Consider the following 15,637-nt stretch of genomic DNA (forward strand, 5'->3'; position numbering starts at 1 on the left):
ATTTTGTTAACTTTCACTCAAAAGCCTATCACCGCCGCCGCTCCATGAAAGAACCGTTGATCTTCGTCATAATGCTTTGCAGTTTTTTGCCAGTCAAAGCTCAAATCCTCAAAAAACCCATCGAAGACAAAACCGTGGTGCTGACCTTTGACGATGCCCCGGCAAGCCAGTATTCGGTGGTAGCTCCTCTGCTTCAGCAATATGGCTTTGATGCCACCTTCTTCGTCTGTGAGTTTCCTCCAAACTACAAAGACAGCTCACTTTACATGAACTGGCGACAGATCAGAGAGCTCGACCAAATGGGGTTTGAGATCGCCAGCCACACCCGGTCGCATGCCAGGGTGGCCAGTCTTACCAAACCTCAATTGATCAAAGAGCTTACCTATATTGAAACCAAGTGTGATTCCCTGGGAATAGCCAAGCCAGCTAACTTTGCCTACCCAGGCTACAGCCTCAGCCCGTTGGTCGCTGAGACACTTGACGAACAGGGTTATGCATTTGCCCGTGCTGGCGGTGGCCGCCCATACGACCCGTTGAAGGATCACCCGTTGCTGGTTCCCAGCTGGGCCATGGACAGCACAAATAGAGATGAAATCATGCAGGCACTTAATGAGGCCAAAGACGGCAAGATCGCTGTGCTTACCATTCACGGTGTACCTGATGTGGAGCACCCCTGGGTGACTACCCCTCAAGAGCTATTTGAGGAATACTTGAAGTACCTATCCGAAAACGGCTATAAAGTGCTCTCTATGAAAGGGCTTGAGCGCTATATAGATGTGGAAAAGGCAAAGAAAACGCTCACGCCAGATTACAATCTTCGGCTAAAGAACTGATCGGAGCGGCATCACAAAAGCACCTCCGCCACCAAAAAGCCAATGTAGGTACCCAAGCCAGTTCCAAGGGATCCTATAACTATAGAAGGCAAAAGCAGGTCTTCTCTGTTCAAACTTTTGGCAAGCGCCATGGCAGATGACGGCCCGCCTACGTTGGCTTGTGAGGCAATGGCTACCACATCCCAATCCTGCCGAAGCAGTCCACCCACACCAAAAATAACAAGCCCATGCACAGCTACAATGATCAGCGTAAACAGACCGATGTAAATCGCCAGTTCGCCAATCCCCTTGAGGGCGGCCAACTCGCAAAAAGCTCCAATAACAGCCAGAAACAAATAAACTGTAAAGAGCCCGAGTAAACGACTGCCCTGTAATTCTCTTATGCCTTTGAATTGCGCCAGTCCAAGAGCAATGGTTGTCACTATCAATATGGAAGGGGAATTCCACCCATACGCTTCGTTCAACGCAACAGCCAGCCAATCTGCAAATAGCAAACTTCCGCCGCCCAACGCCAACAGTACAGCCAGCGACCAAATAGAAACCATTTCCCTTGCTTCAGGCAGTTTTCCTTCAATATCCCTAGTGGAGGCACGGTTACCGACCCTCTTCCATATTTTACCGAGCATTCGTGGCAAAAGTAAGGTAGCCACCATCCACGTCGCAGTGAGAATATTGTCCACCGCAACGGTTCCGGCATACAAACCACCCTCTTTCATTACGCCATAATGTAAAGCAATCGCATTAAAATTGAGGCTTCCCCCTATATAAGTGCCCGTCATCATGCCTGCCAGTGCCTTATAATGCTCTCCAAAAACCACCGGCCCGTTCACGACCCAAATGGCCATCAGCGCTCCCAGGCTTGTGCCAACAGCTCCCAGAAGAAACATGCTGAGCATAGGCAGGCCTGCCTTTTTCAAATCAACCAATCTCACATCCAGCAGTAAAAAGAACACTGAAAGTGGAGCGATGAAGGCAAAAATTCCTTCATAAACAACGGACGACTCGGTGGCGGACGGAATAATTCCCAGGTTAGCAACCACTGCCGTGAGAATAATTACGAGCAGCGTGGTACCTATGTGCTTGAGAAAAGTATGGTTCTCAAGCCATTCACTGATCAGGATATTGACGACAAGGACGGTAAGCACCCACAAAGGATTTGACATGCAGAGTTGATTTAATCCACCAAAAAGAAAAGTAGCAGAAATTGACCTGAAATGAAACACTTTATTGTGCTGGTCACCGACCAAATAAAAGCAACAGCAATGAGCATTTTTTTGCAGCGCATCTCTAATAACTTCATAAAACGCCTAATCTTCCTGGCACCAAAAAGCGAAAATGTTTCTTATTGCGAAGCCTGAAGAAAAAAGCATATTCGGCTGCCACCACCAACCCTGCCGCCGATTACGGGCCGGGAAAATTCTGATTACAGTCTGTGGTTGTTATATTGGGGGTCGACCTAACCCAAAAGTCAACCTTCGTTATGGAAAATAGCATTAATTACCTTCCTCTTTTTATAATCATGGTGGTAGCCTGGCTGGTACCTATGGCATTGACCTGGGGGAGGGTGACCAAAATCCCGGCGGTCATTGTCGAGATCATTGTGGGCGTTATCATTGGCCCCTACGTGCTTGACTGGATTGAAGAAACTCCCTACATGCGGTTTCTAGCTTACTCGGGCTTTCTGTTCCTTATATTTCTTTCGGGGCTCGAAATTGACCTTGGAGAAATATACCGCTCGATTCCAAAAAAAATCAGAAAAATAGATCTGGTAAGCAATTCAATGTTGCTGGCTATCACCATCTACACGGGATCTCTCTTATTCGCCGTCCCATTTTCCTGGCTTCTGCATTTTTTCTTCGACACCGACATCGTTTTCTTCTCCCTGCTTCTTCCTACAGTAGCACTAAGCGTTATTGTCCCTATTATTAAAGCTGACGGCGAGCTTAGCCGAAAATTTGGAAAAATCATTTTGATGGTTGGCGCCATTGCCACCATCATGAGCATTATTCTGATTTCTATTTATTCAGGAATCCTGAAGAATGGGTTTGAATCTGAGCTTCTTCTCTTCCTGGTCATCTTTGTGGTTTTCTTTGTTGCTTACAAAACAGGGAGATGGCTGATAGGGATACGTACGTTTCAAAAATTACTTTACACCCTTGAACACGCCGCCTCCCAAATCAGAATTCGTGGTACCGTTGCGTTACTGCTGTCCTTCGTGGTGGTGGCCTACCTTATCAAAACAGAACTTGTATTAGGTGCCTTCTTTGCAGGCTCTCTCCTCTCCATGTTTTTGAACAAGCAGCGATCCGCTCTCATGTTTAAGCTTGACGGCATGAGCTATGGGTTTTTTATTCCCATTTTCTTTGTGATGGTGGGTGTCAATCTCGACATCTCTGCCCTGAGTGAGTTTCAAAGATCAATCCCATTAACCCTGTCCATTTTGGCCGGATTCTTTATCACTCAGGTGCTGCCTGCTTTTGCCATGGCAAAGATATTTGGATGGAAAAAAGCCCTTTCAGGAGGCCTCCTGTTGTCATCGAGAATGGGGCTGAGTATAGCTACTGCTCAAATAGGCCTCTCGCTTGGCGTAATCAGCCAGTCTACAAATTCCGGCATTGTAGCTGCTTCGATCCTCGCATCCGTTTTGGCTCCTATGCTTTACAAATTGCTTCACAGCGAAGGCGAAGTGAATTTCAATTTGTATTTGTTTGGAGGCAGCAAAGCAAGTCTTTTGCTCGCAGAACGTTTGAAATTGCATGGTTTGAACCTCTTTACCGTGGTAACCGCCGCAGAAGATGTCGAAGCGTTAAAGGAAAAAGGAATTCAAGCAGCCTATGTGCCTAACCTGGACACCTACTACCTTCGTAAACTGAAGATAAGACCGACCGACCAGGTGGTTATTCTGACTGATTCATTTGCCATGAACAAGAACCTGGCTTTGTTTCTGGAACAAGAGCTGAATCACAAAAAAACCATCACGCTTACGAAGGACAAGCACTCCACACTCTTTAGTGAGACCTCGGGAGTGAAGCTGGTGAACATTGAAGACACGCTTGCCAGCCATGTGGAAAACCTAATCATGAGGCCCGACTCCTACCAGGCCTTTTCAGAAAGTTTTGGATTATACAGGGTAGAAGAAATTCTCATGAGCAATTCTCAACACGATAGAGAAAAAGTAAAAAAAATAGCCTTTCCTCCCTCGGGCTCTCTGGTGATGTTCCGTCGAAACAACGAGATTTTCATCCCGCACGGGGATACACAGTTATTGTTGGGCGACGTAATTACAGTGATTGGAAACACCCAGGCGCTCGAAGAATTCCGCAATAAATTGGAATAATCGGTTTCGATATATATAAATTGGAGCGATGAAATTAACCCGTCGACTAACCTGTTCACTCGCTTTCCTTTTCAATTGTTTTTGTATCTCGCATTGGGTGGACGCACAAGTCTCTTTTGACACCGAACACTCATTCTTTGTTGAAATCCCGTTCGATACATCGGGCGTTTTTGAAGGCCAGGAAAAGCCCTTTGGAGGCATTTCTGCCATCACATATTCCGGGCACGAAAGTGACTACTATTTACTGTCCGATGGCCTTCCAGCCAGGTACTACACATTTAGCATCGACCCAATAAAGAGCCTGAGCATCGTTTACAAAGACGTATACTATCTGGCGGAAAGCCAAATTCGTGGTGAGGGAATGGCGCTTTCTGGATCAAGCATGTTTGTATCCGATGAGAGGGATATTGACAATGTAGAAAAGACACTTGTGTGGCAAGCCGACGCTTCAGGAAAACTCCAAAACATCAAAGACCTGCCCGTCAAATACTATGGAGAAATGTACGACAATAGCGGCTTTGAGGGGCTCACCATCAGTCCCGATCGCAAGAAGCTTTTCCTGGCTATGGAAAGGGCGCTGCCAACGAGCGGGTGCCGGAGCATCTTACCAATTCTTGAGTACTCATTGGCAGATCATAGCACTAAAACATACTGGTATCAAATGCAGTGGAATACCAAAGGCAATGGCATTAGCTCTTTGGTGGCTCTGAGCGACTATGAGTTGCTGGTCATCGAGCGGGACTACCTGAAAGCCGAGGATCGCAACGAAGTGAATATTTACAAGATTACGTTGATTGAAGCATCCAAAAATAATGACTCTGACTGTCCACAGTCAGGAGAGCCGGTATTGGTGCCTGAAAAGATTTTCTCATTCAGTCAAGACCTCAAGCTGGGCGGACAACCCTACAAAGTCAATAATATCGAGGGGGCCACCTTCACCCCTGACGGCCAATACCTTCTACTGGTTTCGGACAACAATTTCGGCAACAAAGGCAACCGCACCCCCACTCAGCTGGTCGCTCTGAAGGTGACTAAGTTCTAACTTTTAAGCTCTTCCTTATTCGTCTACCCTGTTCAATACCGAATCGGGGAAGTAGCGATTAGTAAGGGCCACCATTTCGTCACCTTTTACAAACATGCTAATGTTGATTTCCTCAGTATGCTTACAGCCACAAGCTCCCAGCAACTCGAGCACCGCTTCAATAGTATTATGGTGAAAGTTGTATACTCTTTCAGCCTTGTCAGTGACCACTAGGCCTTTGACCAGCTCACCGTCTTGTGTAGCAACTCCCGTGGGGCAATCGTTGGTATTGCAACGCAGCGCCTGAATGCAGCCGATGCTGAACATAAACGCCCTGGCAGAATTACAAATATCTGCTCCCAATGCTTTCATCCGTAGAATAGAAAAAGCGGTAAGCACCTTGCCACTGGCAATTACCCTTACTTCTTCTCTCAATCCGAACTTTTTCAACGTGCTGTGCACAAATATCAGTGCAGGCTCAAGCGGAATGCCCACGGAGTCTGAGAACTCAAGTGGAGCTGCTCCAGTGCCGCCTTCTGCCCCATCAACAGTAATAAAGTCTGGCCAAACACCCTCTTCCTTCATTTCCTTACATAGCTCAATGAACTCTTCCGTCCGTCCCACGCAAAGCTTAAAACCGATCGGCTTCCCGTCGGAAAGTTCACGTAGCTCGGCGATAAAATGAACCAGGCCTTTTGCATCGCTGAATTTCTTATGGCTGGGGGGTGAAATAATAGTGGTATGAGGCTTCACACCTCTGATCTTTGCAATTTCTTCGGTATTCTTTGATCCGGGTAACACACCACCGTGGCCAGGCTTCGCCCCTTGCGAAAGCTTGATTTCAATCATCTTTACCTGGGGAGTAGCAGCCTTTTTCTTGAATTCGTCGGGATCAAAATCTCCATCGTGTGTGCGGCAGCCAAAGTATCCGGTTCCTATCTGCCAGGTAATGTCTCCTCCTCCCTCGAGGTGGTAATGTGAAAGACCACCCTCGCCAGTATTATGGTAGAAGTTGCCTTTTTTTGCCCCCTTGTTCAGGGCAAGAATGGCGTTCTTGCTCAGCGACCCGAAGCTCATAGCCGAGATATTGAGCACAGAAGCACTGTAGGGATGCTTACAAAATTTACTTCCTATATCTACCCTCGGAAACTCCTTCACAGGCTCCGTGGCATATATCGAGTGCCTTATCCCTTCATAGTGTTCATCGTTGATATTCAGTTGAGTGCCAAAAGGGTGAGTAGCGTTCACATTTTTTGCCCTGCGATACACCAGCGCACGGTGATTGCGGCTAAATGGCTTTCCATCCGTTGACTTTTCAATGAAATACTGCTGAATCTCGGGAGAAATCAGCTCAAACAGATAACGAAAGTATCCCAGAATTGGGAAATTTCGGAGGATAGTGTGGCTCTTCTGAAGCCTGTTCATAATGCCCACAAAAATCAATGGGCCAATAACGATAAATGCCCACAACATGGGGGGCCAGAAATAGCTTACAATGCCAATAAAAATTACAGAGATCACAATGAACCTGTAGAATAGGTGTCTCATACTGACTAGGGTTGATAGTAAATTCTTAAAGATTGAAATCTTTGAGCAGATTTCACGGAGCTAGCCAAATAATATTTTAAAAATTGTGGTTTCCCACATTAATCCGGCAGCATCCTATGGCGAGGATGCTGCCGGGGGGCAATTACTTTGCAGCGGCAATGATCTTATCGAGGTGGCTGTTGAACTTGTCAAGCGTTGCAGCCAAAGTGATTATCTCTTCCTGAGCTTCTGCCCATTCCTCTTGCTCTATAGCTTCTCTCACACCCGGAAGCGTTTTTACGCCATATCCTGTGTAAAAACCTGGCGCATAAATCTCGTGCTTGAACCAATTTCTCCTGGGCAGTCCGCTCTCATCAATCAATGTCCTCTCCGACTGATAGAGCAACTCATTCACTTTCGCCCATTTGGCTGGCTCTATGCTTCCCGCCTTGAGCAAGCCTTCCACCACAGCTGCCTTTTCCTTCAATGTTGCCAGTGATGTTTGCAATGGGCTAAAATTAAGATAAGGCACTTCCTTGGGGGGTAGTGGCTTATAGTTAGGCTGTTTCGGATCGGCAGCCAGGTCGTAGTAGTTCTGCTTTAGCATACCGTTGATCTTTTCTGCTTCCTTTCTCATTTGCTCCGGCAGCTTCATTACCTCATCGGCGTAAGTGGCAACAGTGCTATAGAAATGATCGAACTCAAAAGGAAGAATATCGGCGTTGGCAAGCCTCATGGTCAAACGCCCGCAAACCTGTGCCAGCACTACTCCATACACCATCCCAGGATCCTGGAACCTGGAATAGTGGTCGTAAGAGTCGTAAATGGAATGGTACTCTCCTCCGCCGCTTTCACCACCAAAGCCGACGTTGAGCGAGGCGATACCCAAGTGCTGAATAAACGGGGTAAAGTCAGACCCTGACCCTAATGCGCTTATTTGGAACCCTTTGTGGTCTGGCTTGCCTGAGTTCACAATGTCAAATGCCTTTCGTCTCTCTGCCAGCGTCACCCCTTTTTGCGGGTCGGTGACAGAGGCCGCCACCTCTCCTACCAGCTCTTCGAGCGTATGCGATCCACCTGCAAAAAGGAACCCTCTGCCATTTCCATCGGTATTGATATAAGCAACCGCTTTCTCTTTCAGCTCTGCAGCATGATCTTCAGCCCACTCGGTAGAGCCAATTAAGCCGGGCTCTTCGGCGTCCCAGCCGCAATAAACCAGCGTTCTTTTGGGTTTCCATCCTGTTTTGGTCAGTTCGGCAACAGCCCTGGCCTCTTCCATCAACGCCACCATACCACTGACTGGGTCGGCAGCACCATTTACCCACGCATCGTGGTGGTTGCCACGAATCACCCATTGATCGGGAAATTCGCTGCCCTTCATTTTGGCAATTACATTGTAGGCCGGCTTGATATCCCAGTTGAATTCAAGTTTCAGGTGAACCTTTGCCGGGCCCGGACCTATGTGATACGTGATTGGCAGGCCACCTCTCCAGGAAGCGGGAGCTACAGGGCCTCCCAGGGCATCCAGTAGCGGCTTTGCATCGCCATAAGAGATGGGAATCACAGGAATTTTAGTCAATGTCGGCGCCGTCTTGATATCGAGCCTTTTTGCGTCTTTCGTTGCACCGACTCCTGGCGTCAAAGGGTCTCCTGGGTACAGCGGCATATCCATCACTGAACCACGCTGAGCACCATGCTCGCTTCTGTAAGGCCCTTCAGGATACACATCGCCCTGCACATAGCCATCGTCGGCCGGGTCAGAATAAATGATGCAACCAATGGCACCTTTTTCAGCAGCGAGCTTGGGTTTGATGCCCCTCCAAGAGCCATAGTATTTGGCTATCACAATCTTGCCTTTTACATCTATACCCGCCTTTTCAAGCTCCTTGTAGTCGGCTGGCACGCCGTAGTTGACATAGACCAGCTCGGCAGTCACATCGCCATCGGCAGAGTAGGCATTGTACACGGGCAGTTGCTCTTTGGTCTGCCCGGATGTGGCGTCCTCTTTAAGTGCTGGCTCAACAAGCCCTGCCTTAAAGCGAGTGGGGCCTGTCATCTCCAGCAGCCTCACTTTGGGCGTGGGGAAAAGCACATCGTAGCTCACTACCTCAGCGTCGTAGCCCCACGATTTAAACATCGCAGCCATAAAATCAGCATTGTCTTTGTCAAAAGGCGACCCCACGTGGTGTGGCCTCGACGACATACGCTTTAACCACTGATCGAGGTTTTCAGCCTTTAGCTGCTGATCAAATTTTTTCTCCAGCTCCAGCTCAGTAGCCGGATCTTTGAAGCCCATAACGGCTTTGTCCTGGGCAAAAGCACCAGTGGCAGACAAGCCAAAAGCCAGAAAGGATAGAAAAGTAGTAAATCTCTTCATTCGTTTTTTTTTCTTTAATATAGAAAGAAATTAACCTGAGAGAGTAGCCTTGTACAATGAAGGAAATATCACTTGAAGAGTGGTGCTTTTTGGAATAACGATTATCCGACAGCGAGCAAATGACCAATCCATTTTTGGCGAGTATGAACAAGCGCTCCACTAAAGACCTTAAGCAGGTAATCGCTGAAAGTCAGAAGTATACTGCTGAAGCTATTGAGGCCGCCATGGCGGTGTTGAAAGAAAGGCAAATAGAGGTAGAAGTGCCTGTCGGCGCCACGCAACCTGCCGGCGAACAAAAAACAGGAAGAAAAAAGAAGAGGTTTCGGTTTCTGAGGCACTATGTCAGGTTCATTCTTCACCCAGATATACACGCTATCGATGCTGGGCTCGCAGGTAAGGCAATGATTGCCTTGAGGTTCTATGCAGTATCAATTCTCATGTATCTACCTGTAGTGTACTTGCTGCCCCTGCTGGCAAAAATCCCCGAGGTCTCCTTCCCAACAAGTAAGCCCCTTTTTTCTAGCGAAAACATGAATCAAGTAGATTTGATCATGTTTGTAATACTAATGCCACCACTAGTAGGACTGGTTGAGGAATTTGCCTTTCGGCTTTTTCTTGGCAGGTTCAACAAAAGATATGCAAACATCTCCGTGTCTATGATCTGCTCGTATTTCATTATCAATACGTTCGCCAGGTTGCTCTACCCTAACTATTTTGAGGGTATTGGCATTACCGGGCAACTACTCTTCACTTTTATCATGCTGGGAGCATTCTCAGCCATTATTTACATACCTCTCAGCAATTCTCCGACTGTCACTAAGTTTCTTGAAAATATCTGGCAAACCGATTTCAAAAGAATATTCTACTTGTCAGCTATTATCTTCGCCGTCTCACATCTTAGAAATTATAGCTGGGAGCCCCAAAGCTTCATACTTCTGCCTGTCGTCCTATTTCCTTACTTCAATTATGCCTTTCTTTTTAGCCTTCTCCGCATTAGGCTGGGAATGATGTATGCCATTGGTATCCATGCTATCGTCGATCTGATAGCCGTCCTGATTTTTGTCTCCAAAATGAGTTAATGATTTGGACTTGGAATTATTTCCCCCTCGTCTCGGTATTCTAACAAAGCATTCATTATTTAGTTACTCACATAAACCGTTAACAGATTATTCAGATGGCTAGAATTACATTGGGTGGAAACCCATGCACCACTATTGGCGAACTTCCTGTAGTAGGGTCTTCAGCACCAAATTTTAAATTGGTAAAAGCAGATATGTCGGAGGCATCTTTGTCTGACTTCAAAGGAAAGAAAGTGATCCTAAACATCTTCCCCAGCGTAGATACAAGGGTATGTGCCACCTCGATCAGAAAGTTCAACAAAGAAGCATCATCATTCGACAATACAGTCGTTTTGTGTATTAGCAAAGACTTACCATTTGCCGCCAAAAGGTTTTGTGGCGCCGAGGGGCTGGACAACGTCATCACGCTGTCTAACTTCAGAGACGGCAACGCTTTCGGCAAAGCCTATGGTGTAGAAATTATCGACGGCGGGTTCCAGGGGCTCGACGCAAGAGCTGTGGTAGTGATAGATGAAACAGGCCGGGTAGCATATACCGAACTTGTGCCGGAAATCGGTCAGGAGCCAAATTATGAGGCTGCGCTGAAAGCGATTTAAACAATTGAATGCCCTGAATGGGTCATAAAAAAGGCACCAGAGTGAATTCTCCGGTGCCTTTTTGTACTTGCTGTTTAAATACTAAAGTGCCAGAGCATCGTTCATATTACGAACAGCTGCTGCGCTGGCCTCAAACTTGGCTTTTTCTTCAGCATTGAGCTTGAAATCCACCACTTTTTCCCATCCGTTTTTACCGATGATCACAGGCACACCTACGCAGATGTCTTTTTGACCATATTCTCCTTCGAGATACACCGAGGCGCTCATTAGTTTTTTCTGGTCACGCACAATGGCCTCGATCACGGCTGCTCCCGATGCTCCCGGAGCGTACCATGCTGAAGTACCCAACAGGCCGGTAAGCGTGGCACCACCCACCATCGTAGCTTTCGACACTTCTTCAAGCTTCTCTGCTGAAAGGTAGTTGGATACAGGTGTTGAATTATAAGTAGCCAGACGAGTCAAAGGAATCATGGTGGTATCGCCATGTCCGCCCACTACAACACCCTGCACGTCATTGGCATTGCAGTTAAGCGCTTCAGCCAACCTGTAGCGGAAACGAGCACTATCAAGGGTGCCGCCCATGCCAATAATGCGATTTTTAGGTATACCGCTTGTTTTAACAGCGAGATAGGTCATCGTGTCCATAGGGTTGCTGATCACCACTATAATCGCCTCCGGAGAATGCTTGAGCACATTTTCAGTTACTGACTTGACGATACCAGCATTGGTGCCGATCAACTCTTCACGGGTCATGCCTGGCTTTCTTGGGATGCCTGACGTGATTACTACTACTTTCGATCCGGCTGTTTTGCTATAGTCGCCAGTAGTACCAAGGATTCTCGAGTTGAATCCATTGAGAGTTGCACATTGGTTGAGGTCCATTGCCTTGCCTTCCGCAAAGCCTTCCTTGATATCGAGGATCACAATTTCGTCAGCCAGTTCTTTCATGGCTGCGTATTCAGCTACACTGGCCCCCACGTTTCCAGCGCCAACAACGGTAATTTTCATATGTCTATTTTTTTAGGAGTTGAACCATTTAATAATCGGGACAAAGCTATAAAATACAAGCTATTATTCGAACAAGCTTTTGACTAATTGGCCTGCCCGGTAGCTAACAAATATGTGCGGCAAATATCTAGCGTCTTTTGTAAGCCAGGCTCAGGTCAAAAAAGCCGAAGTGATTTCGGTACGACTTCACAAGGTTAGCTGAATAGGCGTTGTAAATCTCAGCAAACGAGGTCATCACCTTAGCCCTGATCACCGTGTTATCATTCATGATCTGCAATAAGTTTACTTGCGGAATCACATAAAGCTCGGCGTTGTCGCTCACCACAACGGAGGTAAATATTCGGGTGGCATTTTCAATCACAGTATTGTCTCCGAAGGCATCGCCGGGATAGATCCGGGACAGCTCCTCGAATTTATCCTTCACATCGATGTTCAACGCTATCTCCCCACTCTTAATGATGTAAAGCGCATGACTGGGGTCACCTCTAAAAAAAACAGCTTCCTCATTTTTATATTGCCTAAGGTACAGGTAAGGCACAAACAAAGCCATCTCCTCATAGCTCAGCCTTTCGAACAGCCTCACTTTTTGCAAAAAGCCAAAAAGGTTGAGTTCCTCTGAATTATAAGACCTTCTGAATGGATTCAATATGCTCTTTAACATACACTTAGTTTGTACACCCTGCTTGTGGAAGAAGTAATCTTACATCGGTCATCAATCCTTTTGCCAACCACCCAGACCACTTCGCCGCCCGACAACAGGACATATACCCTGCTTTTCAAGTTTACTGGAATTTTGGCATCAATCATAAAATCGCTGATCTTTTTTTGGCCGCTCATGCCCAGTGGCACAAAGCTGTCTCCCTCCCTCCAGCGCCGAAGTTCCAGGGGAAACTGTAGGCAGTCAGCGTCTAACAAAGCTAGGTTCTGTGATTTGTCAATAGCTACAGGCATAGCCAACCTTTCACAGCTAAGCTTTCCGAGTTGAAATATTATCTCCTTGTCATTTGCTTCAATAAGAATCGGTTCATCACCCTCATCCCCACCTGCCCTGCTTATAATAAGTCGGCCCCGGTCCAAATTGATTTGATGGGTATCAGTGAAAAAAAGTTTGCCGGAAGTGCCTTCTTCAATACTTGCTTGCAATTGTTTGAAAGGCTTGTAGGCCAGCGAGGTTTTAGCCTTCAGGTACTCATAGACGTAAAACGTGGAGTGCTCTCCAGCTCCCTTCAGTGTTACTTCCGTGTAACCTTCCTTTTCCACCACATGATGGGCTTGCCAGACTTCCAGTTCTCCCTTAACGGCTGCGTCAGTTGCCCAAAGCCTTGCCAGCGTGTCCTTCAGTGTAGCTCCGAGAGAAGGATTTAGTTCTTCCAACACCGGCACTACACGGTGTCGCAGCTTGTTTCGCTCGTAGTCATCTTTGGCATTCGAGGCATCCTCTCTCCAATTCAGGGCCAGCGCACCGGCTATTTCTCTTATTTCTTCGCCCGTAAATGCCAGCATAGGCCTGACAAAGTGGTCTCTGGCCGGTGTGATGCCAGAAAGCCCCCGAAAGCCAGTCCCATGTGTGAGGTTGAGCAAAATGGTTTCCAGCGCATCGTTCACGTGATGAGCCGTGGCAATTTTTGCATTGCCTTGTTGCTGACTTATGGTGGAAAAGTAGCCGTACCTGAGCTCTCTGGCCGCCATTTGAATCGACTGGCCATTTTCCTCTGCAAAAGCCTTAGTATCAAAAGAGGTCGAAAAAAATTGTACCTTCCATTCATTGGCCATTTGCTTCACAAAGGCCTCGTCGCCATCGGAAGCTTCTCCCCTCAACTTAAAATTGCAGTGCACAACACCGAAAGGTTGCCCAAGCTCCACCATCAATCTGCCCATCACCACCGAATCGACTCCCCCACTAATCGCCAGGAAAATCTTCTCCTCAGCACTGAAAAGGTCGTACTTCCGGATAAAAATTCTTAATTCATGGAGTTTATTTTCGATATCCATACCGCATTTGGTGGCCCTGCCGTTTAAGCAGCTAAAGGAACTTTACGCAAGTAAAGGTTCTTTCTCTATTTTTGCCACGCACTAACAAAAACAATGAGGCAATTCTCTTTTCAAATACTCATCATCTTTTTCTTCCTGCTGGGCATCTCGCTTCCCGCCCAGGCGCAGCGCAAGGAGAAGCTCAAATACAAGGCAGAGCATGGCATGGTGGTGAGAGACAAAGCTGGCTCATATGAAAGGTTGTGGGAAAATGTGACCTTCTCACAGAAGAATACTATCATCTATTGCGACTCGGCGGTGATGCTGAAATCCACCAACTCCATGGAGGCTTTTGGTCACGTAAGAATTGTTGACAATGACACCGTGACTATTACAGGCAACAAGCTTTTTTACGATGGTAATACCAGAAAAGCGCAGATGCGGGAAAATGTGGTGTATACCAGCGGCGAGAACAGGCTTTACACCGACTTTCTGGACTATGAACTAGACACCCGTGTGGCCAACTACTTTAACAATGGTAAGCTGGTAGATTTGAATAACACACTTTCAAGCCGCCGGGGCTATTTCTACGGTTTTGAAGACCGGGCCACTTTCTACGGCAAAGTCGAACTACTAAGCCCGGAATACACACTACATTCCGATACACTCAGGTACAACACCCTTACCAAAATTGCCATCACCGACGGGCGTACGGAGATTATCACTTCCGACAGCACCATGCTTTATTCTAAAGGTGGAGAGTTCAAAACTATTCCCGAGCAGTCTTCATTCATCAAAGGACAAATCGACACCAGAGACTATATTCTGGAGGGAGACGAGCTGTTTTTTGACGACATCAATAAATACTACACCGCTACTGGTCATGTGAAAATGACAGCAAAAAACAATGATGTCATCATCACTGGCGAAAAGGGAGTTTACTGGAGAAACAAAGGTTTGTCGAAGGTGTTTGGCAATCCGGTCATGAAAAAAATGATGCAGGCGGATACCTTTTACCTGGCTGCCGACACCCTGATCTCCATAGAAGATAATGTAGACTCCCTGAAGAGAATCCTGGCCTACAACCATGTGCGAATGTTCAGGTCTAATCTACAGGGTAAAGCCGATTCTCTGGCCTATTTCATTGCCGATTCCAGTATCACCTACTATTTCGATCCGGTGCTGTGGAACTTCAAGAATCAGATAGAATCTGACACGATCAGTTTGTATCTAAAAAACAACGTGATCGACGAGATGTACATGCAGAAAGACGCATTCATCGTTTCGCAGGATACACTCAAACAGTTTAATCAAGTCAAGGGACGAAACATGAGGGCTTACTTTGCTGATAATTCCATCAAGAGAGTGGACGTAAATGGCAACGGTGAGAGCATTTACTATGTGTTAAGCGACGGCGACAGCCTGCTGATGGGCATGAACCGGATACTATGCAGCAATATCACCATGCGGTTCAAGGGAAATGACCTAAATAATATTTCGTTCTACATGAAACCGGAGGCCACATTCTACCCGCCACACGAAATTACGCCCGAGCTCACAAAGCTGGATGGGTTTGCCTGGCGGGCCAGTGAACGGCCTACTCTTCTACAGGTACTCAGCCCCGTTCCGCCGGAAGAAATCACAACCGACAGCCTGGGCAATGCCATCAAGAACCCTTCTCCTACAAAACCTGTCCGAAAAAGCGGTGTGAGCACAACTTCAAGTTCAGCGAAGGGTGCGGCAGGAGGTTCGCCAAACAACGCAAGCGGTACTCTACCATCTAAAACCGCCGTTCCGACAAAAAAACCCAACCCTAACGGCACATCTGGTGTCAAAAAGAAAGAAAACAGCCAACAATAGATTGGTAATTAGCTGACCATCACTTAAT

Annotated in this window: 12 protein-coding genes; 6 read left to right on the forward strand and 6 right to left on the reverse strand. The window is 47.0% G+C overall.

Features of this window, described 5'->3' with window-relative positions:
- Window positions 1–44: 44 nt before the first annotated feature.
- Window positions 45–833, forward strand: coding sequence for a polysaccharide deacetylase family protein (locus GC130_RS06530; RefSeq protein WP_151997473.1), 789 nt, complete (start codon window positions 45–47; stop codon window positions 831–833).
- Window positions 834–844: 11 nt separating this feature from the next.
- On the opposite strand, the gene GC130_RS06535 is transcribed toward GC130_RS06530, so the two are convergent.
- Window positions 845–1,996, reverse strand: coding sequence for a DUF819 domain-containing protein (locus GC130_RS06535; protein WP_151997474.1), 1,152 nt, complete (start codon window positions 1,994–1,996; stop codon window positions 845–847).
- Between the two features lie 317 nt (window positions 1,997–2,313).
- On the opposite strand from GC130_RS06535, the gene GC130_RS06540 reads away from it, so the two are divergent.
- Both GC130_RS06540 and GC130_RS06545 read left to right on the forward strand, forming a co-directional pair.
- Window positions 2,314–4,170, forward strand: a complete 1,857-nt coding sequence (locus tag GC130_RS06540; RefSeq protein WP_151997475.1) for a cation:proton antiporter — start codon at window positions 2,314–2,316, stop codon at window positions 4,168–4,170.
- Between the two features lie 97 nt (window positions 4,171–4,267).
- Window positions 4,268–5,212, forward strand: coding sequence for an esterase-like activity of phytase family protein (locus GC130_RS06545; RefSeq protein ID WP_193217788.1), 945 nt, complete (start codon window positions 4,268–4,270; stop codon window positions 5,210–5,212).
- Between the two features lie 15 nt (window positions 5,213–5,227).
- Here the strand turns inward: GC130_RS06545 and GC130_RS06550 are convergent, their stop codons facing one another.
- On the reverse strand, window positions 5,228–6,739 hold the full coding sequence (locus GC130_RS06550) for an FMN-binding glutamate synthase family protein (protein ID WP_151997477.1): 1,512 nt from the start codon (window positions 6,737–6,739) through the stop codon (window positions 5,228–5,230).
- A gap of 142 nt (window positions 6,740–6,881) precedes the next feature.
- The gene (locus tag GC130_RS06555; protein ID WP_151997478.1) at window positions 6,882–9,095 is read right to left on the reverse strand and encodes a M28 family metallopeptidase; all 2,214 of its coding nucleotides are present in this window, start codon (window positions 9,093–9,095) and stop codon (window positions 6,882–6,884) included.
- A 119-nt stretch (window positions 9,096–9,214) separates the two neighbouring features.
- On the opposite strand from GC130_RS06555, the gene GC130_RS06560 reads away from it, so the two are divergent.
- Window positions 9,215–10,174 carry a CPBP family intramembrane metalloprotease gene (locus GC130_RS06560; protein WP_151997479.1) on the forward strand — a complete coding sequence of 320 codons (960 nt, stop codon included), beginning with the start codon at window positions 9,215–9,217 and terminating at the stop codon, window positions 10,172–10,174.
- A gap of 95 nt (window positions 10,175–10,269) precedes the next feature.
- Window positions 10,270–10,770 carry a thiol peroxidase gene (gene tpx, locus GC130_RS06565; protein WP_151997480.1) on the forward strand — a complete coding sequence of 167 codons (501 nt, stop codon included), beginning with the start codon at window positions 10,270–10,272 and terminating at the stop codon, window positions 10,768–10,770.
- An 81-nt stretch (window positions 10,771–10,851) separates the two neighbouring features.
- Here the strand turns inward: tpx and mdh are convergent, their stop codons facing one another.
- The 3 genes from mdh to tilS form a co-directional block, all read right to left on the reverse strand.
- Complete coding sequence (mdh, locus tag GC130_RS06570) at window positions 10,852–11,778, reverse strand: malate dehydrogenase (protein ID WP_151997481.1); 927 nt, start codon at window positions 11,776–11,778, stop codon at window positions 10,852–10,854.
- 127 nt (window positions 11,779–11,905) lie between these two features.
- The gene (locus GC130_RS06575) at window positions 11,906–12,439 is read right to left on the reverse strand and encodes a cyclic nucleotide-binding domain-containing protein (RefSeq protein ID WP_226940392.1); all 534 of its coding nucleotides are present in this window, start codon (window positions 12,437–12,439) and stop codon (window positions 11,906–11,908) included.
- Window positions 12,433–13,770 (reverse strand): tRNA lysidine(34) synthetase TilS, encoded by a 1,338-nt coding sequence (gene tilS / locus GC130_RS06580; protein ID WP_151997482.1) that lies wholly within the window; start codon window positions 13,768–13,770, stop codon window positions 12,433–12,435. Before tilS ends, GC130_RS06575 begins: the two co-directional genes overlap by 7 nt.
- A 93-nt stretch (window positions 13,771–13,863) precedes the next feature.
- Between tilS and GC130_RS06585 the strand changes: the two genes are divergently transcribed.
- A complete protein-coding gene (locus GC130_RS06585; protein ID WP_151997483.1) occupies window positions 13,864–15,609 on the forward strand; it encodes an OstA-like protein in 1,746 nt (581 codons plus the stop codon).
- Window positions 15,610–15,637 lie beyond the last annotated feature (28 nt).

The organism is Imperialibacter sp. EC-SDR9 (genome assembly GCF_902498805.1).
Taxonomy (GTDB): domain Bacteria; phylum Bacteroidota; class Bacteroidia; order Cytophagales; family Cyclobacteriaceae; genus Imperialibacter.

Coding starts and splice junctions, on each gene's coding strand:
- tilS (WP_151997482.1), bottom strand. CDS start 13,770: ATGGATATCGAAAATAAACTCCATGAATTAAGAATTTTTATCCGGAAG.
- mdh (WP_151997481.1), bottom strand. CDS start 11,778: ATGAAAATTACCGTTGTTGGCGCTGGAAACGTGGGGGCCAGTGTAGCT.
- GC130_RS06560 (WP_151997479.1), top strand. CDS start 9,215: ATGACCAATCCATTTTTGGCGAGTATGAACAAGCGCTCCACTAAAGAC.
- GC130_RS06540 (WP_151997475.1), top strand. CDS start 2,314: ATGGAAAATAGCATTAATTACCTTCCTCTTTTTATAATCATGGTGGTA.
- GC130_RS06550 (WP_151997477.1), bottom strand. CDS start 6,739: ATGAGACACCTATTCTACAGGTTCATTGTGATCTCTGTAATTTTTATT.
- tpx (WP_151997480.1), top strand. CDS start 10,270: ATGGCTAGAATTACATTGGGTGGAAACCCATGCACCACTATTGGCGAA.
- GC130_RS06585 (WP_151997483.1), top strand. CDS start 13,864: ATGAGGCAATTCTCTTTTCAAATACTCATCATCTTTTTCTTCCTGCTG.
- GC130_RS06535 (WP_151997474.1), bottom strand. CDS start 1,996: ATGTCAAATCCTTTGTGGGTGCTTACCGTCCTTGTCGTCAATATCCTG.
- GC130_RS06575 (WP_226940392.1), bottom strand. CDS start 12,439: ATGTTAAAGAGCATATTGAATCCATTCAGAAGGTCTTATAATTCAGAG.
- GC130_RS06530 (WP_151997473.1), top strand. CDS start 45: ATGAAAGAACCGTTGATCTTCGTCATAATGCTTTGCAGTTTTTTGCCA.
- GC130_RS06555 (WP_151997478.1), bottom strand. CDS start 9,095: ATGAAGAGATTTACTACTTTTCTATCCTTTCTGGCTTTTGGCTTGTCT.